Below are 21,776 nucleotides of genomic sequence, written 5' to 3'. Positions count from 1 at the left end.
AACCCTGATGTCGCCGTTGCCTGCCCCCGCGAACTCGTCGTCGAATCTCACGCATGGCTGCGGTCGGCGTGCTGCCTGCGTCGGAGCGCATCGGCTCCGACCAGGCGCCGTGGCTCGACGGTTCGGCTTCGAGCTCAGTCGGGCCGGATGCTTGCCGAGGTGAACCGAACAAGCTCTGTGGGGATGTTCCTTAGGTGGCGGGTGTGGGAAGTCGGTCCACGGCACCGGTGTGGTAGGTCGCCTTCGTGGCGGGTGCTTGGCATGGTGGTCGACTCGAACATCGCGAAGCGGGTGAAGATCGCTCCGGCGAATTGAGCGGAGCCGCTGAAGGTGGCCTGTTCGAACCAGGCGTCGCCGATGGAGGGGGCACGTGATGCCCTCGATGATCGTGTCTAGACGTCGCTCGGGCCGCTCCGAGGAGTGGCACCCGTTGAGCGTCCCGAGTTGCGCGCGTAGCCCCGCTTGGGCGGGGACGATGTAAAGGCCCGCGCACGCCACCGGGACCAGCCCCGCTCGCGCGGGGACGACAGCGTCGCTCGGCGATGCCGCGCTCGCGCAGCTCGTCGCCCCACGCGTCGGTGGCGGTCAGGTGAGCGACGACCCCGGGCAGCGAGGCGGGGGCGAGCCGGTCGCATGCGCTGCCGCGGAGTTGGCCGGTGCTGGAGTCGAGGGCGAGTTCGAGCGCGGTGCGCTCGGTCATCGTCAACGGCCGGTCGAGTCGGACGTGGGACGGGCCCTTCGAGCAGCGACAGCCGCCGGGTCTTGACCGCGGCCCGCCACTCGGCGTCGGTCTGGGAGATGTGGCGGCGGTGCCCGGCCAGCGGGTTGAGCCGCACCCTTAGCCCCGGGCCCAGCCGCAGCGGCTCCACCCCGACCGCGCGCGCCAGGTCGCTGCACTCGTCCTTGACGTCGACCCAGCTGAACGGGATCCCCGCGGCGAGGAACCGCAGGATCAGGCACTTCATCAGCGACGACTTCCCCGACCCGATCTCGCCGATGATCAGTCCGTTCGGGCTGGTGATCGCGCCCGCGGCGTAGAGGGCCCACGGGTCGAACAGGAACGACGCCTGGCTGTAGAGGTCGACGCCGGCGTAAGCGCCGGGGACCGCCAGGCCGGGGTCCATCACCCACGGGTACCAGGTCTTGAGCACCTCCGAGGACGCGGTGTGCGCGGGCAGCCGCATCCGGTGCGCCAGGCGACCCGCGCCCACGCCGCGCGCCCCGTGCCGGTCGATCCTCATGATCCGGTCAGCCCGCGCATCGGCGACAACCCGCGGGCCAGCGGGAGCGCGGCGGCGAAGAACGCCTGGTCCTGCTCGCCGTAGAGCGGCATGGCCGAGCACTTGATCCGGGTCAGTCGCCGCCGCACCGACGACACCGCTCGCCGCAGCCGGTCGAGGTCCGGCGCGGTCACGCACACGAACATCGGGTACCGGAAGGTATGCCCGGCACGCAGCGCGCCCAGCTCGCCGTGGAGCACGACGTCGCCGAGCGCGGCCGCGATCTCCGGGAACCGCGCGGCGACGTCGCGGTCGCCTCGGGTCTGGATCACCTCCAACGCGGAAACGGCCGTACGCCAGCCGTCCAGCTTGGACTGGAACACCACGCCGGGCGCGGCGGCGGGCACCTCGCGCGCGGTCTCCGCGAGCGCGAACGCGGTGGGGGGACCAGCACCGCCACGACCGACCCCCAGGCCCTTTGTCCTCTGGGGATGGTAAGCCCGGATGGTGAGAGACGCTCGTGGATCAGCGGGCACGGCCACGCTCGGCCGGACGCGAGCCGGTCAGGTCGCGCCCGTCAGAACGTCGCGGCCCGCGTCGGTCAGCCGCCACACCCCCTTGCTGGGCGTCGCCGCGGCGGAAGGTGGGGCGTGGGCGGACCAGCTCGCCGTCGACAAGGGCGGGCCATCACAAGGCCTCTCGCGCGGGGGCCCGATCGGGTACCAGCGGACGTGGTGCTCGCCGCGGCACGCGGACGCCTGCACGTCGCCTGCGGCCACGGCGCGCAGGAGGCGGAGCTGGGTGGGGCTGGGGGTGTCCCGCCACCGGTAGCGGGTGGCGCGGCGGGCTTCCCGGGCGTCAGCGTCGGCGGCGTGCTCGGCGCGGTGGCGGTTCCCGGCGGCCCGGGCCCATGCCTGATCGCCGCGGGTGGTCCAGTCGCAGCCGCGCAGGGAGCACCGGATCGTCCTGGGGCGGGCGGCCTGGTGGTCGGCCTTGTGCCGCGCGATCGCCGCGTCGATGTCGGCCGGGTGCCTTCGGCGGTCCAGTCGCAACCTGGGCCTGTGCACCTCGTGCGGTACTGCGCGGTCTCGGCGGCGCCGTGGTCCGCGGCGGGCGGCATGCCGACGAGCTGGGGGGCGCGTTCGCTCGCCGGTGGCGTGATGGTCGGGTGTTCTCGGTATCCGGCACGCCTGCTCCTTCCTGGGGGACGGCACTCGCGTCGGAGCGTTGACAGCGCGTGCCACGTACGTGCCATGGAATCTGCAGGTTCAGGAGTGTAGGCCGGTACTATCGAGGTCTCAGTGGTGACAAAAGTGCTGGTAGAGAAGCTGGGGTCGGTCCATCTCGCCCTCCGGAGGCGGGAGCGCAGGTTCGAATCCTGCCCAGGGCTCCAACCTGCGCACGTGACAGCGAGCCCATGTCCGGTTCACACTGGGGTAGGTGGAGCGAATGTGGAGCACGCGCGCCTACCGAACCGGGCTCAACTGCGGTGAACCACAGCCAACGGTCTCGTTCGACGTCCTGCGACGTGCGTGTTCTCCGTTTTGCCCGGTCAGGGCGCTGGACGGTCCGAACTGGCAGTGTGAGGGTCAGGGGTTCGAGTCCCCTCAGCTCCACAAGTTAATAGCTTGGCTTATTCGCCCGTTGACCTGCGGTGATGCAGGCAACGGGCGATCTTGTCTTCAGTCTACTGTGAACTGCGTAGCCGCGCTTGCGCAGCGCCCGCAGCTCCGCCTGGTCCATCGAGGCCGCCGTGTCAACGGGCCCGCTTCGGTCCTGTTCGGCGGTACGGACCCAGTTGGGCAGGGTCACGTGGTTGACGCCCAGCTAGCGGGCGACCTGTCGCAACGGCCGGTCCGAGAAGCGAGTCAGCTCGATGGCGTCCCTGCGGAACTGCTCGGGGTACTTCGACTTGCCTGACACCGGGAACATCTTTCCCCGGACCGCTGTCTCGGATCAAGGTGTCCGATCCAAGTGGCGCGACCTCACGTCGCCACAACAAGGTTGTGTGCACAACGGACCGAAGTGCCGGTGGCCCGTTTCACCCCGGGGCTGGCGACCCCAGACATCGCCGGTTTAGTAGTTACCGGCCCGTTCCGAAGCTCCCATAATCTGGCCGTAACGAGGCACACCGACCAACTGGCTGTACCTGTCAGAGTCAGCCGCTAGCCTGATCGGCGTCATCAGAAGGCCGGGAGTTGGAGAGGCACGCGAAGGTGACCACGTCGACCGCCTGCAGGTATGCCGTGTCGGTCGCCACCGCACCCAGGAGGCCGCGTTACTCACGCCGCTCTACATCGAGCGACGGTCGTGGCCGACCGTTCAGGACGGCGCCGTGGAGGGCTGGCAGTGGGTGAGATAGCACTGACCGGGGCATATGAGACTTGGCCCCGCTTCCGCCGAGGGCGGCGGGCGGACAACCGACAGGTTCCGACGATGTCCGGCTTGTTTCGCCTCGTCGCCAGCATTGGTCAGGCGGAGCGCTGACCTGTGCCGGAGTGGCCAGTTGGGCGATCGGTGTTGTCGCACCCATAATGGAAGATGGTTCTGACGCTCAACAACGATGCTGGGGGCGATGGCTAGGTGACAGACGACCTCAGGCCGGTGGGTACGACGTTGCCCCGAGTGGCACGGCCATCGGCCATGCGCGCCTGCTACTTCCTGCCTGAGGTTCGGCCTAGGGTGTCAACGGTAAACGGCCGGTTTCCCTTCGTGTTGGAGGCAAGCGGCTCGAAAATTCACTACACGGCCAGTCATGACAAGCGGCCGCGGGCCCGGCCCCTCATCAACGTCCCGAAGTTCAAAATCAGCGAGGTTGTCGACAACCAGATACGTAGAGGCGGAGCGTCACCTGGCTCCAGACCGAAGGGAGGTGACGCCTGAGTGCGCATCATCGACAACCTCAATGAGTTCTTCGGCGACGATCTAAAGGCTTCGATCAAGTCTGGCTCCAAGCTGCGTATCGCGGCGAGCACGTTCTCGATCTTCGCATTCGAAGCACTGAGGCGTGAACTTCAGTCGATCAAGGAGCTTGAGTTCATCTTCACCGCCCCATCGTTCACAACGACGAAGGCGACCGACAAACCCGCGCAGGAGAAACGGCAGTTCTTCATTCCGAACGACAAGCGCCAGGATGCGGCACTGTACGGCACAGAGTTCGAGATTCGGCTGCGCAACAAGCTGACCCAACGGGCCATCGCACGTGAATGCGCTGAGTGGGTGCGGCAGAAGGTCACGTTCCGCTCGAACCACACAGGCGCGCCAATGCAGTCTTTCGCTGTAGTCGACGACATCGCCGCATACGCACCCCTCCACGGCTTCACGACCGCCGACCTCGGATATGAGCGCGGCCCCGCGGTGTCGAACATGGTCCACAAGATCGACGACAAGCTAGCAACGCGCCAGTACATGCAGCTCTTCGACCAGATCTGGCACAACCCGGACCAACTCGACGACGTGACCGAGGCGGTCCGAGAGCACATCGCGAGCGTATATGCCGAGAACTCGCCACAGCGGGTGTACTTCCTGATCCTCTACAACCTCTTCAACGAGTTCCTCGAAGACATCAGCGAAGACGTGCTGCCGAACGACCGCACCGGATATCAGGGCACCGAGATCTGGAAGGCGCTCTACAACTTCCAGAAGGACGCCGCGACCGGCGTGATCAACAAGTTGGAGACCTACAACGGTTGCATCCTCGCCGACAGTGTTGGACTCGGGAAGACCTTCACAGCGCTGGCAGTGATCAAGTACTACGAGCTGCGCAATAAGACCGTACTCGTACTGGCGCCGAAGAAGCTCACTGAAAACTGGACGAATTACAACTCAAACTACACAACGAATATCTTCACGAAAGACCGCTTCAACTACGACGTTCTCGCCCACACCGACCTGTCGCGCGACGGTGGCGAATCCCTTGGCAAGCGGCTGGACCTGATTAACTGGGGCAACTATGACCTGGTGGTGATCGACGAATCTCACAACTTCCGCAATGCCGACATCATCGCCCAGCGGGAGACCCGCTACCAGCGGCTGATGCGCAAGGTCATCCGCGCAGGCGTGAAGACAAAGGTGTTAATGCTCTCCGCGACCCCGGTCAACAACCGCTTCAATGATCTGCGTAATCAGCTGGCCCTCACCTACGCGGGGGATTCGACGCAGCTCGCCACAAAACTCAACATCCAATCGATCGAGGAGGTGTTCCGGCAAGCCCAGCGCGTCTTCAACGAGTGGTCCGACCTACCGCCGGAGCTGCGCACAACTGACGCCATCCTCGCCCGGCTGGACTTCGACTTCTTCGAGTTGCTGGACGCCGTGACGATCGCCCGCTCGCGCAAACACATCCAGGCGTTCTATGACACCGCCGACATTGGCGCGTTCCCAGAGCGGATGAAGCCGGAATCCCTGCGGCCGCCACTGACGGACCTGGCGGGCGCCCCGACATTCAATGAGATCTTCGAACAGCTTCAGCTCCTGACTCTGGCGGTCTACACGCCGCTGGCGTACGTGTTCGAAAGCCGCCGAGACAAGTACGAGCAGATCTACGGGGCAGGTGCGGGCCAGAACTACATGGGTGGTGAAAACGCGAACCTTGGTGCGGCGAACCGCGAGCAGGGCATCCGCAAGCTGATGACGGTGAATCTGCTCAAGCGGTTGGAGAGCAGCATCGAGGCGTTCCGTCTGACCCTTAATCGGCTGGAGCGCGCGGTCGCCGACGCCATCGAAGCTGTAGACAACCACGCCGCGAACATCGCCGACATCGTCTCCGCGTTCACCGACGTGGACACCAACGATGACGACTTCGAGTTCCCCACCAGCGGCACGGTCGGCCGGAAGGTGCAGATCGACCTGACCGACATGGACGTCGAGTCGTGGAGTCGCGACCTCACCCACGACGGCACGGTGATCCAGAACCTGCTGCGCTCGGTCAGCGGCATCACGCCTGAGCACGATTCCAAGCTTCGCGCGCTGCTCGAGCGGCTCGACGCCAAGTTCCAGCAGCCACTGAACCCCGACAACCGCAAGGTTCTGATCTTTTCCGCGTTCGCCGACACGGCCGAGTACCTCTACAAGAACCTCGCCCCAGCGCTGAAGCAGCACGGTTACCACAGCGCCCTCGTCACCGGCCAAGGCAACCCGTCGACCACGGTCGGCAAGGGATACAGCTTCCAGCAGATCCTCACCCTGTTTTCCCCTCAGTCGAAGCAGCGCCACCTGGTGATGCCGCAGGAGACCTCGGAGATCGACCTACTAGTCGGCACCGACTGCATCAGTGAGGGCCAGAATCTCCAGGACTGCGACTTCCTGGTCAATTACGACATCCACTGGAACCCTGTGCGAATTATCCAGCGATTTGGCCGAATCGATCGTATCGGCTCGACCAACGAGCGCATCCAGCTTGTGAACTTCTGGCCAGACATCTCGCTGGACGAATATATCAACCTCAAGGAGCGCGTCGAGAACCGCATGGTCGCCGCCAACCTCGGCGGAACAGGCGACGACAACATTCTCGACCCGGAGGCCAGCGATGCCGCATTCCGCAAGGAACAGCTCCGCAAGCTTCAAGACGAAGTAATCGAACTCGAAGACGTTCGCACCGGCGTGTCGATCACCGACCTCGGCCTGAACGACTTCCGCATGGACTTGCTCGGCTACCTCAAGCAGTACGGCGACCTGGCCGGCACCCCGAAGGGACTGCACGCGGTCGTTCCCGCCCACCCCGAAAAAGGGCTTAAGCCCGGCGCGATCTTCGTGCTGCGCAACATCAACGCCGACCAGCATCTCAACCGTGGCAACCGGCTGCACCCGCACTACCTCGTCTACCTCGACGACGACGGACAGGTGATCGCCGATCACACCGAGGTCAAGCACCTGCTCGACCTGATCCGCGCCGGATGCCGGAACCGTGACGAGCCCGCATGGGAGGTGTGCCGCATTTTCAACGCTGTCACTCGCGACGGGGCCGAAATGGGCACGTACAGTCGCCTGCTCACCGATGCGATCCGCTCGATGATCGACCTCACCGACGAGCGCGACGTCGATAGCCTGTTCAGTCCCGGCCACACGACTGCGCTCGCGCAGACCATTGCCGGGCTCGATGACTTCGAGCTTATCGCCTTCCTCGCCATCGTCGAGGAGCCCATCAAATGATTGACGCCTCGCCAGCGGTCGAATCTGTCGGAACCACCCCGGTCCTATACCGCTGGCCCCCGAAAGCCGCGTTCGGCCGCACCGTCCCGAAGACAAAGTTCTACGAGCATGGCAACGTCCGCACCGCAGTGCGCGAGAAATTCGTCAATGACATTCAGCGGATCACCTGGGCCTACAAGCTCGCCGACGACACCATCCACCTGCGCGGCACGACTGCGGTGCCCGAGATCCAGATCTTCACCGTCGAGACCAAGGGCGAGGATGTCTCCGACGAGGTGCTGACCGCCATCGACAGATCTGTGCACTTCCCAATCATCTTCGAAGTCGCTAGTAACGACGGTCTGCGCACGGTCGCAGCCCAGAAGGCGCTCGACGGCAGAGTGCCAAAGATCGGACCGTACTTTACGACCGACTGGCAACCCTCTGACGCGCCCCGCCGACCTCTACCCACGGCGCTCAATCTGCCAGGCCTGTACGAAGCGATATTCACATCGCTACTACCGGTCACGACGCGCGTCGGCGAGACGGTGTCACAGGCAACCGAAAGACTGTGCCGCGCCCGCAAGCTCGAGCGTGAGATCGCCGCACTGAACAAGAAGCTGCGCATCGAACCACAGCTCAACCGCAAGATCGAACTCCGCAAGCAGATCAAGGAACGCACCGCAGTGCTCACCGAGCTGATTGACCTCACCCCGAACAACAAGGAATGACAGTGGACAAGCTCAAGATGCACTCGCCAGACCTCACCCAGCGCAACATCGATGCCATCGCCGAGTTGTTCCCCACGGTCGTCACCGAGACTCTCGACTCCAGTGGCAAGCCGGTGCGCGCCGTCGACTTCGATCTGCTGCGCCAGGAACTCTCCGACCACATCGTTGAAGGGCCGCAGGAGCGCTACCAGCTCGACTGGCCCGGCAAGCGCGCCGCAGCCTTCGCCGCCAACACACCAATCGCGAAGACGCTGCGCCCCGTGCGCGAGGAGTCGGTCGACTTCGACACCACCAAGAACATCTTCATCGAGGGCGACAACCTCGAAGCGCTGAAGCTTCTCCAAGAGTCTCTGCTCGGACGAGTGGATGCCATCTATATCGACCCGCCCTACAACTCGGGCGCTGACTGGGTCTATAACGACGATTTCGTAGAGACGACGAGTGGCTACCTCTCGCGATCGGGCCAGCACGATTCGGCAGGAGGACGCCTCATTGCCAACACTGAGGCCAACGGAAGATTCCACTCGGACTGGCTCAGCATGATGTACCCGCGGCTCAAGCTCGCACGCAATCTCCTGAGCGACTCGGGCGTACTGATCGTGGCCATCGATGATGGTGAGCACTCAGGATTGAAGCAAATTCTCGACCAGGTATTTGGAGCTCAGAACTTTCTCTCGAATGTGGTATGGCAGGGCAGGGCAAAGAACGACGCACGGTTCTCGGCTGGCGGCCTGGACTACATGCTCGTATACGCCCGCAACCGCAACCGCTTGATCGCTGACGACGTCCGCTGGAAGGAGCCCAAGAGCGGCTACGGCCTCGTGGTGTCCGCAGTTCGCGATGCGTGGGCGACGTCTGGCCACGACGCGGAGCGAGCGACGGCCTTGTTGCGCGAATGGTGGCGGACGAAGCCGGACACGGAGAAGGGCTTGCAGTCGTACACCGAGATCGACGAGGACGGCCGAGCATTCCTACGCGGTCCTCTCGCCAGCCCGAACCCGCGGGCCAACCTTCAGTACGACCTGGCCCACCCCGTGACCGGTAAGCCTGTGCCGATGCATCCGAACGGATGGAGGTACTCAAAGGAAACCATGAAGCAGATGATTTCCGATGGCCGAATTATCTTCGGGCCGGACGAGAACACAGCGCCTCGCCGCAAGGTGTTCCTCGATGAGCAGGAGGATCAGGCCATCCGCTCGCTGGTTGTCCATGAACGAGCGAGCGCCACGTCTGCGGTGGCGAGCCTTATGGGTGCTGTTGTCTTCGATAACCCGAAGGACACAGGAGTTCTCGGCAAATGGATCAACGCCGTGACGGGCGCAAAGCCTGACGCGGTTGTCCTTGACTTCTTCGGAGGGTCAGGAGCGACCGGGCACGCTGTTATGGAGCTGAATCGAGTCGATGGTGGCCAGCGTCGGTTTGTGATCGTGCAGCTAGACGAACCCGTTGCTGCCGAATCGGTCGCCAGGCAAGAGGGGTATGAGACGATTGCTCAGATCGCCCGCGAGAGGCTCCGTCGTGCGGGAACGAAGTTGCGTGCCGAGGCCGGTCTCATGGGTGACACGCTGGACGTCGGGTTCCGAGCACTCCGCGTGGACAGCACAAGCATGGCTGACACACTCTCGACGGCCGACGAGCTTGTCCAACCCACGCTCTCTGACGTTGTGGGCAGCGTGAAGCCAGATCGCACGGATGAAGACGTGCTCTTCCAGGTTCTGCTCGACTGGGGATTGGATCTCTCTGAGCCCATCACCGTCCAGGAGATCGCTGGCCAAGACGTCTTTACCGTCGCGAACGATGCTCTCATCGCATGCTTCTCGAACACCGTGAACGACGCAGTCGTAAGGGCCATAGCCGTACGGCATCCGCTGCGCGCCGTGTTCCTCGACGCGGGCTTCGCCAGCGACGCGGCGCGCATCAACGCTGAACAGGTTTTCCGCGAGGTTTCACCCGAGACAGAGGTAAGGGCGATCTGACGCGATGAAGCTCCAGTTCAAGGTCCAGCAGTATCAGACCGAGGCCGTCGATGCCGTTGTCGACGTGTTCACCGGGCAGCCGTACGCCGACGGCGTGAAGTACCGCATCGACCCCGGCAAGGACGCTGCGCAAGCCTTTTTGGAGGACGCCGGTCTGCGCAACGCGGAGATCGCTCTGACTCCCCCACAGCTACTGGCAAACGTGCACCGGGTGCAACAGGCGCGCGGGCTGGAGCAGTCGAAGGACCTCAAGGACCCCGTCAAGAAGTCAGCGGCCCCGATCAATCTTGACGTCGAGATGGAAACCGGTACGGGCAAGACCTACGTGTACATCAAGACGATCATGGAGCTGCACAAGCGGTACGGGTGGTCGAAGTACATCGTGGTCGTGCCGTCGATTGCGATACGCGAGGGCGTGAAGAAGTCCTTCGACATCACTGCCGAGCACTTTCAGCAGCTCTACGGCACCAAGCCTCGCACGTTTGTCTACAATTCCTCGCGGCTGCACGAGCTGGAGCGATTCTCCTCCGACTCGGGCGTGCAGGTGATGATCATCAACATCCAGGCGTTCAACGCCACCGGCAAGGACGCCCGCCGCATCTACGAGGTGCTCGACGACTTCCAGTCGCGAAGGCCGATCGACGTGATCGCGGCGAACCGTCCGATTCTGATCATCGATGAGCCGCAGAAGATCGAGGGCGATGGGAAGAAGCCGTCGAAATCGCTGGAGGCGCTCGGGTTGTTCAGGGCGCTGTTCGCTTTACGCTACTCGGCGACCCACAAGATCGAGCGCACCAAGGTGTACCGCTTGGACGCTGTGGATGCGTACAACCAGAAGCTGGTGAAGAAGATCGCGGTGCGCGGCATCACGGTCAAGCACCTGGCTGGCAGCACCGCCTACCTGTATGTGGACGGGCTGGAGGTCGGCAAAGGTACGGACTTCCCGAAGGCTCGGGTCGAACTGGAAGTGCAGACCGCCCAGGGCATCAGGCGGCAGGTGAAGCGGCTGAGCCAGGGCATGAATCTGCACGACGTCTCCGGCGGTATCGAGGCGTACAGGGGCCTGTTCATCCGGGATGTCGATGCGAACCGCGACATCGTCGAGCTGAGCAACGGCGACATCATCGGCGCCGGTGAGGTCACTCAGGATGTGACCGACGACGCGAAGCGCCGCATCCAGATCCGGGAAGTCATCCGCGCCCACCTCGACAAAGAGCGTGAGCTGTTCGCGCAAGGCATCAAGGTACTGTCGCTGTTCTTCATCGACGAGGTCGCCAAATACCGCGACTACGACCGCGAGGACACGCTGGGCGAGTACGCCCGCGTGTTCGAGGAGGAGTACGAGGCGGTTCTCAATGACTACTTAGGCCAGCTCGACCTTGACGAGGCCGCGGAGCGGTACCGCGCGCATGTCGAGGCGATCCCGGTGCGCTCGACGCACGAGGGCTACTTCTCGATCGACAAGAAGACCGGCCGCTCCATCGACGGCAAGATCGCCGCGCGTGGCGACTTCGCAGGCCAGTCGGACGACGTTGATGCCTACGACCTGATCCTCAAGGACAAGGAGCGGCTTCTGTCGTTCGAGGAGCCGGTGCGGTTCATCTGGTCGCACTCGGCCCTGCGCGAGGGCTGGGACAACCCAAATGTGTTCGTCATGGGCATGCTCAAGAAGAGCGACAACACCACCACGCGGCGACAGGAGATCGGCCGAGGCCTGCGCCTGTCGGTCGACCAGCACGGCGAGCGGATGGACAACCCCGTCATCGTCCACGACATCAACGAGCTAACCGTCGTCACCGACGAGTCGTACACCGACTTCGTCACCGCCCTCCAGAAGGAGATCATCGAGTCGCTGTCGGCCCGTCCGCGCACGGCGACCGTCGACTACTTCATCGGCAAGCAAATCAAGCTCGCCGACGGCTCCACCACCGCGCTGGAGAAGACGCTCGCGCAAGCGCTTTACAACCACCTGATCCGTAACGACTACATCGACGACGACGGCCTGGTCACGGAGGCATACAGGAACGCCCGCGCCGATGGAACGCTCGCCGCACCCGTGGCCGAAGTGCTCAGGCCTGTCATCGACTTCGTGTGGCCGCTCGTCGACGCGCTGTACCTCGACATACCCAAGCCGACCGACGGCCGCAAGCCGAAGAAGATCCCGTTCAACGAGGCGAACTTCAAGAAGCGCGAGTTCCAAGAGCTGTGGAGCCGCATCAACCACAAGTCCGTCTACCAGGTCGAGTTCGACTCCTCCGAACTAATCAAGAACTGCGTCCACACGCTCGACAAGTCGCTCAACGTGACAGTCATGCAGTACCTCGTCGAGGCGGGCAAGCAGGTCGTGGGACTCGAAGTCGAGCAGCTCAAAGCAGGGACCGGGTTCAAGGTGTCGGAGACGAAGGTCGAGCACTCAGCCGTCTCCGCAAGCTCCACAGTGAAGTACGACCTGCTCGGCGAAATCGCGGAGAAGACCCAGCTCACCCGCCGGACCTGCGCGGCAATCCTTACGGGCATCAACCCCGGCACTTTCGCGAAGTTCAAGCAGAACCCCGAGCAGTTCATCACCGAGGCGGCCCGGCTCATCAACGAGCAGAAGGCTACGGTGATCGTCGAGCACCTCAGCTACGACCCGCTCGATGGCCGCTACGACTCCTCGATCTTCACCGAGAATCAGACCGCGCAAGACCTCTCGAAAGCCGGTGACAAGCTCAAGAAGAGCGTCTACGAGTACGTGGTCACCGACTCAAAGGTCGAGCGGTTGTTCGTCGAGAAGCTCGACGTCAGCGACGAGGTAGTCGTCTACTCCAAGCTGCCGCGCGGATTCTTCATCCCGACCCCAGTCGGCGACTACAACCCAGACTGGGCGATTGCCTTCCGCGAAGGCAAGGTCAAGCACGTCTACTTCGTCGCCGAGACCAAGGGCACGATGTCCACGCTCCAGCTCAAGGGGATCGAGGAAGCAAAGATAGAGTGCGCTCGGAAGTTCTTCAGGTCGCTCAACGAGAAAGCAGGCACCGAGAACGTCACCTACGACGTAGTCGACACGTTCGAGAACCTGCTCCAGCTCGTGGGGGCGTAACTAGGGGTAAGTTCCTCAAAACTACTACCGGTTTCGGCCCGGTTGGGCAGGGCAAGCGCTGAACTTTGTTCAAGATCTCAGCGCGGGCAGTAGCTAATCTCACCAACGGTGGCTCGGGCGTCGAAGGCGTGATGCCGTGCGGAGGCACACTCGGCTGCTCACTCGACGAATGGCACAGTCTCCGTGCGGACGGGGTAAGCAGTTACCTGCGGTCCTGCGAGTACGGATCGAGTCTTGCACCGGGTGCGTGGATCGCATGTTAGGCGGTTGGGTTCTGCCGCCGTGCACACCGCTGTGTGTGGAGCAAATCTGGAGCAGGCGGCGGAGTCGAACGACGTGCAAGGGGTCCGAACGGTGGTAGACGGAACCGGCTGACGTGCTGGTTCTCTGTTTGAGCTGGTCAGGGGAAACGGTCTGACCATGCTGGCAGTGTGAGCGTCAGGGGTTCGAGTCCCCTCAGCTCCACCCGTGGATCAACCCGTCTGAACATGCAGTTTCTGCTGGTCAGGCGGGTTTCTGCGTTTCTCGGTCGAGATGACGACCCAAGCCGCCGACTTGGTTGACGCGCGCTCGTCGGCATGTGCGCGTGTTTCATGTTGCCAAGCGGTCGGCATCTGGGGATGTCAGGTCGTGTGCGGACTGGTTGTGACGGCGCCTGCTGAGCGCAGTGATCGGCCGAGATCTCCGGTGAGGATGCGGGGGTGGCGACGCCACCACCACAGATCGGGGCCGGGGATCCGGTGGAAGTGGTCCAGTGCTTGGCCGTCGTCGTAGACGGTCGCGTTTCTGTACCGGTTGTCGAGGTCTTCGACCCGTGGACTCCAGAGTTGCAGGACGTGGTCGTCCAGCAGCAGCCATGCTTCGTGCAGCCAGTTCCGGCAGTAGAGTCCGTTGGTGTACTCGGCGACCTCGTCTTTGTAGCCGTGCTCGATCGCGGTGACGAGCGGCGCCCAGGCGCCCCCTCTGCTCCAGCGGCTGCGGTGGGTGATTTGTCTTGGTCTGTGCGGAGTCCGCGGTCAGGGGGCCTTCCTCGGGGACCAGCGTTGGCGCACGGCTGCCACGGCCTTGGCGATCTGGGCGTTGAAGGCGGTGAGGTGTTCGGTCTCGGCCGCGCTGGGGACGAACGCGTGGGGAGTGCAGGGGGTGCCTGCGCGCCAGATCTGTTTGATCTCGCGTGTTGCGGAGATGTCGGCCAAGGGGTCTCCGGAGACGAGGATCAGGTCCGCGCGGTGGCCGGTGGCGATGCGGCCTCGGTCTGGGAGGGGGAACACTCGGGCCGGATTGGTTGTGGCGGCGGACAGGGCCTGTGCCGGGGTGATGCCGCAGCGGACAAGGAGTTCCAGTTCGCGGTGGAGGCTCGCTCCGAACACTGTTCCCGGGTTCGGGGCGTCGGTGCCTGCCAGGAGGGTGACGCCCGCGTCGGCCAGGCGGCGCACGGTGGCCTCGGCGCGCGAGTAGGGCCGGGCGTCGCCGAGGGTGTTCTCGATGGTGGCCAGCGTCGGGCCGACCGCGATTCCGGCCTCGGCGAGATGGTGCCGGAGTCCAGCGACGGCCAGAAGCCCCCGACACCGGAGATGATCTTCAGGTAGTCCGAGCCCTCCGCGACGCGGTCCGCGACGAACTGCTCGGCCTGGCAGGCGGCGGTCACGGTCGGGATCGGCGCGTAGAGCATCGACGGGTGCCCGCCGGGGGCGGTGGCGCCGACCCCCGAGGAGCGCACGTCGGCCACGTCCGGGCGGGAGCCTGCTTGCTCCTTGGCCGCGGCCACCATCTCGGGCTTGCTGAACATGTCGAGGACGGTGGTGACGCCGAAGGCCAGCGATTGCCCGAGAGCGCCGGGGAGGAGGTGCACGTGGGTGTCGATCAGACCGGGAAGCACAGTCCCACCACCCGCGTCGATCACGACGTCGCCTTCTCGGGCGGTTGAGGTCGCCGAGCACTCGGTGATCAGCCCGTCGGCGAATCGGATCGAGGTCCACTCCCGCGACCTCGCCCCGTCGAACACCTTCGCGTTGATGATCGTCGTTGCGGCCACGACGCCCTTCCCTTAGACAGCGCTGGCTTCAGCCGGTCTTTAGGCGATCACTTATCGAGTAGTGGGGGTCAGGTGGGTCGTTGCGAGCCCGGGAGCAGGACCCAGTAGGCATTCCCCTGTTCGAGGTAATCGATCTCCCCGGACGTGAGTGCCACCGAGGAGATCACGTCGGACTCGATGACGATGTCGTACACGAGGTCGTCGTCGTGGCCGCAATTCGGGCAGGGGGCGCCGAGCCCTTCGACTCCAACACGGTCGTGGCCGGGTGCGCCCTCGTCGAACTCGTCGTGGTGGATGTGGTCGCCCACCTGGTGGCGGCTCATTCTCAACGCGCCGTACTTGTACTGGACCCAGCGCTGTGTCGCGGTCGCGCAGCTGGGGCATTCCCGGGGCACCGGGTCCAGGACGAGGTTGAACATTCCCATATCCACACCATTTCGCCGTCAAGCGGATATCACTCGATGAACCAGACTCGAGTGATCTTGTCGTCGACGACCTCGTACATGGCCGCCGCCGCGCGGGTCTCGGTGTTGTTGAAGCCGGTGACGAGTTCCCGGTCGATGACGATGCGGCCGTGGACCACTCGCGACACGAGTTCGGCGTGGAGGTTGGGGCTGGAGGCGAAGAGCGCCTCGTACCGCTCGCGGAAGCGGGGCCCGGAGCGGTCGGTCAGTTCCACGCCCGACGGGAACGCGTAGACCGGGACGTCCTCGATGTAGCAGGCCAGGAAGCAGTTGAGGTCGCGGGCGTTGTAGGCGGCCAGTTGCTCGGCCACGACATCCTCGGGGGACACGGTGCTCCTCGGTCTCAGGGTCGACCGACAGTACCGCCGTCCGCCCCGGCAACGGGCCACTCACGCGGCCAGGGCGCGGCGTAGGGCGGCGACGAGTTCGGTGACCTGGCGTTGGGACACCTCGGCGGTCGGGATGGCTTGGGAGCCGTGGAAGGTGCCCGGCCACTGGTGCAGTTCGACCGGCACGCCCGCCTGCAGCAGGCGTAGGGCGTAGGTGATGCCCTCGTCGCGCAGTGGGTCGAATTCGGCGGTGGCGATGTAGGCGGGTGGGAGGTCGGACAGGTCCTCGGCGCGGGCTGGGGCGGCGTATGGCGACGCGGGGGCGCCCGGCAGGTAGTGCCGCCAGGCGGTGGCGATCTTGTCGCGGGTCATCCAGGGGGTGTCGGTGAAGGTCCTGGCCGACCAGGTCTCCTGCCGGTCGTCCAGCTGGGGCTGGTTGAGCAGCTGGTGACGGATCGGCGGGCCCTGCTCGTCGCGGGCGCGCAGGGCCACGGCGGCAGCGAGCCCGGCGCCCGCGCTGTGCCCGCCGACGGCGATCCGGTCCGGGGCGACACCGAGGTCCTCGGCGTGCGAGGTGGTCCAGACCAGTGCGGCGTAGGCGTCGTCGAGGGCGGCGGGGAATCTGTTCTCGGGCGCCCTGCGGTAGTCCACCGAGACCACGACCGCGCCTGCCGCCGCGGCGAGCCGCGCGGTCCAGGGGTGCTCGGTGTCCAAGTCGCCCATGACGAACCCGCCGCCGTGCACCCAGACGATGCCGCCCTGGGCCTCATGCGGGCGGTACACGCGCACCGGCACGTCACCCGCCATCCGGTCCTCGACGTCGATGCCGGTCAGGTCCGGCGCGGGCGCGGAGGCCGACAGCGCGGCGAGGCTCGCGCGAGCACCGACCGGGTCGTTCAGATCGACGTGGGGGAACAGCGGGACGAACGCTTCGAGTTCGGGATCCATGACGACCATCCTCGCCACCAACCGCCCCGCGATCACCCGCCGACCGTCGCGCGTCCCGGGCCGATCCCGCACCGGTCGGCGCGCCTATCCTCCAGGCATGGAGGCACTGGTCGAACGGCTGTCGCACCTGGACTCGCACGCCGAGGGCGCGATCCGCCTCGTCATGTTCTACGACACCCTGATGCGCAGGCGGGTGGACCTCCCCGCGCTCGCCCGGGCGTCCGCGGGCCTGGCCGAGTGCGTGGTCGGCATCCGGCTGCACGGCGCGGGCCGGACCGTCCGGTTCTCCCCCGACGGCAGCGCGGCGACCACACCGCCGTCCCCGGCGACGACCACACCGATCACCCTCGACGACGAGGAGATCGGCACGGTGTGGCTGGAGCGCCCGCGGGGCCCGCTCGACGACCTGCTGCTCGACCGGCTCGCCATCGCCGCGGCCGCGGTCGTGGAGCGCTACGGCCCGGCCCGCACCACCATGGCCGACCCGGCCCTCGTCGAACTCGCGATCAGCGCCGACGACGACGCCGCCCGAGTCCGCGCGCTGCGGCTGCTGGGGTTCCCCGCCGACCTGCCGGTCCGCGTGGTCGCCCTGCGGTCGCCCCTCCCCCTCGACCGGGTCGGCGGCCTGATCTGCCCCGCTCGCCCGGTGAAGGCCGCGCCGCTGGGCGACGTGGGCGTCATCCTCGCCGCCACCGTCGACGCGGCCGCGTTCCCCGCGGGCGTCCGCGCGGGCATCGGCGCCGCCGACCGCCCCGACCGGTCCTGGTCGCAGGCCCGCACCGCCTTGCGCTTCACCACGCCGCGCCAGCCGGTCGTCCACCACGACGACCTCGGCGCGCTGGCCCTGCTCGCCCAGGTCCCCCGCGACACCGCGCGCGACAACCCCGACGTCGCCGCCATCGCCGGATTGGCCAGCGACGACCTGGAAACCCTGGACGCCTACTGCGCCGAGGGCTCGGCGCGCCGGGCAGCCGACGTCCTCCACTTGCACCACAGCAGTGTCGTCCGCAGGCTCGACCAGATCGGCAGGACCGTCGCCATCCCCCTCACCGACCCGGCGGGCCTCCTGCGCGCCCGGATCGCCCTCACCACCTGGCGTCTCCTCGACCAGTAGTCGATCCGAAGTGGACAGTCGATCCGCCCAGCCGCGCATACAGCGAATGGGCTAGTGGCGACGCGCGAAACCGTTGAGCTTAATAGCTTCCCGTGGCGCGCGTCTACTGCCCGAAGGTCGCATGGAAGCCGCTTCCGGAACCGGGCAAGACTGGAGAAACCCCCGGCAATCCTGCCGAACCGCCGGACAAGCGGTGGGGCGGCGCGACACCACGAGGAGACTGCATGTCCGAGGACAAGAGCCCCGAGACCCCCCAGACCGAGGAGACCGCCGAGGACGTCGAGGTCGTCGCGCACGGCGCGGACGCCGAGGACTGGTGCGTCGTCAACAACAGCCAGGCGCTCTGACGCCAGGCGGTTGCGCAGGGCGTCCGGCTCCCGCTCGGGGGGCCGGATGCCCGCCATTCCCTACGCACACGGAGGTCGCGGTGAGCCTGGGCCAGATCAGTCGGGCGGGTGGGGATCGGATCCTCAGGGGCGAGCGGAACTGGTGGTTCCTCGGCCCCGGCGGGATCGCCCGGCTGCGCGAGCGGCACATCGCCGAGGACGGCACGGTGCGGCCGGAGGCGCTGCGGCGGCTCGACGAGAGCGGCCTCATGACCGCCAAGGCCGACAACTCCTACTCGCTCACCGTGCTGACCAGCACCGACTGCAACCTCGGGTGCGGGTACTGCTTCCAGAACACCAGCCAGGACACCGGCGGCGGCAGCAGGCCGCCGCGCATCGCCCACGCCCGGCTGACCTCCGACACGATCACCTCCATCCTGGCGTTCACCGACCGCCAGATGGCCGCGAGCGGCCTGGACGACCTGCGGATCCTGCTGTTCGGCGGCGAACCGCTGCTCAACCCCAGGGGCTGCATCGAACTGCTGGCCCGCGCCGCCGACCACGGGCTGACCTCGGCGCGAATGGTCTCCAACCTGACGCTGCTCTCGCCCCAGCTGGCCGCCCAGCTCGCGGAGCTGAAGCTCAAGCACATCCAGGTCACCTTCGACGGCGACCGCGCCGAGCACGACCGCATCCGCGTGCGCCGCTCCACCGGCGGCACGTTCGACACCATCGTGCGCAACATCGTGCGGGCCACCGAGGTCACCGACATCCGGTGGACGCTGCGGGTCAACGTCTCCCACCACAACCACCACGGCATCGACGCGATGATCGACCGGCTGGCCGACGCCGTCGACCCCGCCCGCTGCGCCATCTACTTCGCGCAGGTCGGCGACATCGGGATCGGGTACGCCAACCGGCTGACCCACACCGACGAGCTCATCGCCCGGTTCGTCCGCTGGCAGCGCGCCGCCCTCGACCGCGGGTTCACGGTGAACCGGCCCGGCCCCAAGGCGCTGTGCGCGACCTGCGGCCCGGGCGACGGCAGCCGAGGCGGCGTGGTCAACGCCGACGGGACCCTCGCCAGCTGCTGGGAGACGGCCGGGAAGCCGGGCTGGGAGGTCGGCACCGTCGACACCGGCTACCTGCCCGCCGAGCAGACGCGGGACCGCTGGATCGGCTGCGGCGACTCCTACCGGCAGACCGACGGCGCGGACGTGCTGGCCGCCTTCCGCGACGGCGTCGATTCCGCGCTGCTGGACTACCTCGACGCGACCGGCAGGCTGTGAACATCCTGCTGTGCCCGCTGAGCGACGCGGGCTACCTGTACCCGGCCATCGCGCTCGGCCGCGAGCTGGTCCGCAGGGGCCACACCGTGCACGTGCTGGGCCGCGCCGCTGCCGCCCCGGTCGCCGCGCACGCCGGGCTGCCGTTCCTGGCCGCCGAGGAGCGCGGCGGCGCGGGCGGGTTCTCGGTCGTGCGGTGGCGCGACGGCGGCGCGGCGCAGGTCGAGGCGACCCGCGAGGCCGCCCGCGAGGTCGGCGCCGACGTGCTCGTCACCTCGGTGCTGTGCCACGGCGCCCTGCTGGCGGGCGAGATCCTCGACCTCCCGGTCTTCGTGCTCGGCCTGACCACGTACCTGTGGAACTACCGCTCGGGCGGCGACGACGAGCCGCAGCCCGCCACCACCCGGGCCGTGCGGACCCGCGACACCCTGCGGATCTACGACGACCTGCGCGCCCACACCGGGCTCCCGGCCCGCAGACGCCCGCTGTCGGCGGACCCGCTGCACGGCACGGCCCTGCTGCTGCGCGGCCACCCGTCGCTGGAGTACCCCGGCACGGTCCTGCCCGACCGCGTGCGGCACGTCGGCCCGCTGGCCTGGGAGCCGACGCCGGGCCGGGGCGCCGACGCCGAACTCGCCCGGCTGGACGAGGTGGGCAAGCCGGTCGTCTACGTGCACCTCGGCCGCTTCTTCGGCGGGCGGACGCAGTGGCCCCGGCTCAACGCAGCGTTCACCGGCGGCCCGTTCCAGGCCGTGGTCGAGCAGGGCCGCTCCACCAACCCCGATCCCGTGCCCGGGGCGGACATCCTGCTGGTGCGCAAGCCGTGGATGCGCCCGTTCCTCGACCGCGCCGGGCTCGTGCTGACCAGCGGCACGTCCGCGCCGGTGCTGGCCGCCCTGCTGGCCGGGAAGCCGCTGGGCCTGTCCCCCAACGGCTCGGAGCAGCCGGTGCTCAGCGCGGCCTGCGTCCGCGCGGGCGTCGGGACCCCGCTGCTCACCGACGACGACCCGGCCGCCGCCCTGCGCGCGGCCTGGGACGACCCCGGCCCGCGCGACCGGGCGGCGCGGCTGGGCAGCGTGCTGGCCGCGGCCGACAGCGCCGCCCGCGCGGCCGACGTCGTCGAGCGCTCGGGCGTGTTGCTTCCGGCACTGAACTAGAGACCCGACAAGGAGCCGACGATGGACGACGCATCCCCGCACCCCACGGCCGTCATGAGCGCCGACGGCGCCGCGGCGGCGTTCCTCGGCATGGAGCGGCTGTCCTCGGGCGCGCGCCGCTGGATGAGCGCCAACGTGGGCTACCTGCGCCCGTCGGCCGCCGACCTGCCGGTGACGCCGAGGGCCAAGGCGTGCATGGAGATCGGGCTGCTGAACCGGCTCTGGAGCCGGGTCCGCCCGGACGACCCCGAGTTAGCCGCTATCCGCGACGCCGTCGCCGAGATCTGGCGCGATCCGGACTTCCCCGAGCAGTTCGCCGACAATCCCGCCTACACCCGCGGTTTCGCGCTCATCTACAGCGCGCTCGCCCCGGCCGGGCTGACCGGCTCGACACACCCGGCGACGCTCGCGCGGCTGGCGCCGGACGGGCACGTCGACATCGCGAAGAAGTCGCCGTCCGGTCGCCTCGAACTGCGCTACTACGCCGAACTGGCCGGACTGGACCACGACGTCGAGCCGTACGACCGGCTCTACGCCGACAGCATCCTCGCCAACCTGACCGACGTCCTGCCGATGGACATCGAGACGGCCTACCGGATCACCCACACCGTCTTCCACATCACCGACTTCGGCGTGCGCGACATGGGCGTGCCGCCGGAGGAGCTGATGCGCATCCGCGACGTCGCCGAGCAGCTGACGCACCACTTCATCGCGATCGAGTACTGGGACCTCATCGCCGAGTTCATCCTCACCCAGTCCTGCCTGGGCCTCGACCCCCGGCACACCGCGTCCGGCCAGGCAGCGATCGACGCCCTGCTGAACGTGCAGAAGCCCGACGGCGCCATCCCCGCGCGCTTCGCCGCGCAGCGCCCGCCGGACACGGCCACCTCGGTCGAGCTGTTCCGCAAGGCCTACCACACCACGCTCGTCACGGCGCTGGCCTCGATGATCCCGCCGTCCACCGCCTGCGGCGGATAGC

The 21,776-nt window shown here is 66.7% G+C and carries 16 protein-coding genes, 1 tRNA gene and 1 pseudogene; 10 read left to right on the top strand and 8 right to left on the bottom strand.

All coding sequences use genetic code 11. The features are described 5' to 3' along the window. Nucleotides 1–392 precede the first annotated feature (392 nt). From Actkin_RS05205 to Actkin_RS05195, 3 genes are all read right to left on the bottom strand, one after another. A complete protein-coding gene (locus tag Actkin_RS05205; protein WP_258906163.1) occupies nt 393–1,241 on the bottom strand; it encodes an ATP-binding protein in 849 nt (282 codons plus the stop codon). Then, the gene (locus Actkin_RS05200; RefSeq protein WP_258906162.1) at nt 1,238–1,627 is read right to left on the bottom strand and encodes a DNA ligase-like domain-containing protein; all 390 of its coding nucleotides are present in this window, start codon (nt 1,625–1,627) and stop codon (nt 1,238–1,240) included. The genes Actkin_RS05205 and Actkin_RS05200 overlap by 4 nt, the downstream gene beginning before the upstream one ends. Before the next feature lie 156 nt (nt 1,628–1,783). After that, the gene (locus Actkin_RS05195) at nt 1,784–2,272 is read right to left on the bottom strand and encodes a hypothetical protein (RefSeq protein WP_258906161.1); all 489 of its coding nucleotides are present in this window, start codon (nt 2,270–2,272) and stop codon (nt 1,784–1,786) included. A 261-nt stretch (nt 2,273–2,533) separates the two neighbouring features. Between Actkin_RS05195 and Actkin_RS05190 the strand changes: the two genes are divergently transcribed. The 5 genes from Actkin_RS05190 (at nt 2,534) to Actkin_RS05170 (ending at nt 13,138) form a co-directional block, all read left to right on the top strand. Beyond that, nucleotides 2,534–2,613, top strand: a tRNA-Arg gene (locus Actkin_RS05190). Between the two features lie 1,490 nt (nt 2,614–4,103). Then, nucleotides 4,104–7,370, top strand: coding sequence for a helicase-related protein (locus tag Actkin_RS05185; protein ID WP_258906160.1), 3,267 nt, complete (start codon nt 4,104–4,106; stop codon nt 7,368–7,370). Continuing rightward, nucleotides 7,367–8,080, top strand: a complete 714-nt coding sequence (locus Actkin_RS05180; RefSeq protein WP_258906158.1) for a DUF4391 domain-containing protein — start codon at nt 7,367–7,369, stop codon at nt 8,078–8,080. The genes Actkin_RS05185 and Actkin_RS05180 overlap by 4 nt, the downstream gene beginning before the upstream one ends. A 2-nt stretch (nt 8,081–8,082) precedes the next feature. Further along, the gene (locus Actkin_RS05175) at nt 8,083–10,056 is read left to right on the top strand and encodes a site-specific DNA-methyltransferase (RefSeq protein ID WP_258906156.1); all 1,974 of its coding nucleotides are present in this window, start codon (nt 8,083–8,085) and stop codon (nt 10,054–10,056) included. A 4-nt stretch (nt 10,057–10,060) separates the two neighbouring features. Then, on the top strand, nt 10,061–13,138 hold the full coding sequence (locus Actkin_RS05170) for a type III restriction-modification system endonuclease (RefSeq protein ID WP_258906154.1): 3,078 nt from the start codon (nt 10,061–10,063) through the stop codon (nt 13,136–13,138). A 1,016-nt stretch (nt 13,139–14,154) separates the two neighbouring features. Here Actkin_RS05170 and Actkin_RS05165 read toward each other — a convergent pair. From Actkin_RS05165 to Actkin_RS05145, 5 genes and pseudogenes are all read right to left on the bottom strand, one after another. After that, nucleotides 14,155–14,334, bottom strand: a complete 180-nt coding sequence (locus tag Actkin_RS05165; protein WP_258908101.1) for a hypothetical protein — start codon at nt 14,332–14,334, stop codon at nt 14,155–14,157. A 9-nt stretch (nt 14,335–14,343) separates the two neighbouring features. Further along, nucleotides 14,344–14,574 (bottom strand): annotated as a pseudogene (locus tag Actkin_RS05160) (amidohydrolase family protein); the annotation flags it as partial. A gap of 667 nt (nt 14,575–15,241) precedes the next feature. After that, on the bottom strand, nt 15,242–15,592 hold the full coding sequence (locus Actkin_RS05155; RefSeq protein ID WP_258906153.1) for a hypothetical protein: 351 nt from the start codon (nt 15,590–15,592) through the stop codon (nt 15,242–15,244). A gap of 35 nt (nt 15,593–15,627) precedes the next feature. Next, on the bottom strand, nt 15,628–15,966 hold the full coding sequence (locus Actkin_RS05150; RefSeq protein ID WP_258906152.1) for a nuclear transport factor 2 family protein: 339 nt from the start codon (nt 15,964–15,966) through the stop codon (nt 15,628–15,630). A gap of 60 nt (nt 15,967–16,026) precedes the next feature. Next, on the bottom strand, nt 16,027–16,914 hold the full coding sequence (locus tag Actkin_RS05145) for an alpha/beta hydrolase (protein ID WP_258906151.1): 888 nt from the start codon (nt 16,912–16,914) through the stop codon (nt 16,027–16,029). A 97-nt stretch (nt 16,915–17,011) separates the two neighbouring features. Here Actkin_RS05145 and Actkin_RS05140 point away from each other — a divergent pair, with 97 nt between their 5' ends. From Actkin_RS05140 to Actkin_RS05120, 5 genes are all read left to right on the top strand, one after another. Further along, on the top strand, nt 17,012–18,028 hold the full coding sequence (locus Actkin_RS05140) for a PucR family transcriptional regulator (RefSeq protein ID WP_258906150.1): 1,017 nt from the start codon (nt 17,012–17,014) through the stop codon (nt 18,026–18,028). Nucleotides 18,029–18,252: 224 nt separating this feature from the next. Continuing rightward, nucleotides 18,253–18,375, top strand: a complete 123-nt coding sequence (locus Actkin_RS05135; RefSeq protein WP_258906149.1) for a hypothetical protein — start codon at nt 18,253–18,255, stop codon at nt 18,373–18,375. Between the two features lie 80 nt (nt 18,376–18,455). Beyond that, nucleotides 18,456–19,643: a radical SAM protein gene (locus Actkin_RS05130; RefSeq protein ID WP_258906148.1), complete on the top strand. Its 1,188-nt coding sequence runs from the start codon at nt 18,456–18,458 to the stop codon at nt 19,641–19,643. Beyond that, the gene (locus tag Actkin_RS05125; protein WP_258906147.1) at nt 19,640–20,797 is read left to right on the top strand and encodes a glycosyltransferase; all 1,158 of its coding nucleotides are present in this window, start codon (nt 19,640–19,642) and stop codon (nt 20,795–20,797) included. Before Actkin_RS05130 ends, Actkin_RS05125 begins: the two co-directional genes overlap by 4 nt. Before the next feature lie 21 nt (nt 20,798–20,818). Next, nucleotides 20,819–21,775: a DUF6895 family protein gene (locus tag Actkin_RS05120; protein ID WP_258906146.1), complete on the top strand. Its 957-nt coding sequence runs from the start codon at nt 20,819–20,821 to the stop codon at nt 21,773–21,775. Nucleotide 21,776 lies beyond the last annotated feature (1 nt).

Origin of the sequence: Actinokineospora sp. UTMC 2448, from assembly GCF_024760565.1 — a bacterium.
In the GTDB taxonomy this organism is placed as follows: Bacteria; Actinomycetota; Actinomycetes; order Mycobacteriales; family Pseudonocardiaceae; genus Actinokineospora; species Actinokineospora fastidiosa.
The sequence above is the reverse complement of the archived record's forward strand: the minus strand, read 5'-3'. Positions and strand labels throughout refer to the sequence as shown.

What these genes read in the sequence shown, in the direction of transcription:
- Actkin_RS05170 (WP_258906154.1), top strand. Translation starts at nt 10,061, where the DNA reads ATGAAGCTCCAGTTCAAGGTCCAGCAGTATCAGACCGAGGCCGTCGAT.
- Actkin_RS05140 (WP_258906150.1), top strand. Translation starts at nt 17,012, where the DNA reads ATGGAGGCACTGGTCGAACGGCTGTCGCACCTGGACTCGCACGCCGAG.
- Actkin_RS05205 (WP_258906163.1), bottom strand. Translation starts at nt 1,241, where the DNA reads ATGAGGATCGACCGGCACGGGGCGCGCGGCGTGGGCGCGGGTCGCCTG.
- Actkin_RS05180 (WP_258906158.1), top strand. Translation starts at nt 7,367, where the DNA reads ATGATTGACGCCTCGCCAGCGGTCGAATCTGTCGGAACCACCCCGGTC.
- Actkin_RS05120 (WP_258906146.1), top strand. Translation starts at nt 20,819, where the DNA reads ATGGACGACGCATCCCCGCACCCCACGGCCGTCATGAGCGCCGACGGC.
- Actkin_RS05135 (WP_258906149.1), top strand. Translation starts at nt 18,253, where the DNA reads ATGTCCGAGGACAAGAGCCCCGAGACCCCCCAGACCGAGGAGACCGCC.
- Actkin_RS05145 (WP_258906151.1), bottom strand. Translation starts at nt 16,914, where the DNA reads ATGGATCCCGAACTCGAAGCGTTCGTCCCGCTGTTCCCCCACGTCGAT.
- Actkin_RS05155 (WP_258906153.1), bottom strand. Translation starts at nt 15,592, where the DNA reads ATGTTCAACCTCGTCCTGGACCCGGTGCCCCGGGAATGCCCCAGCTGC.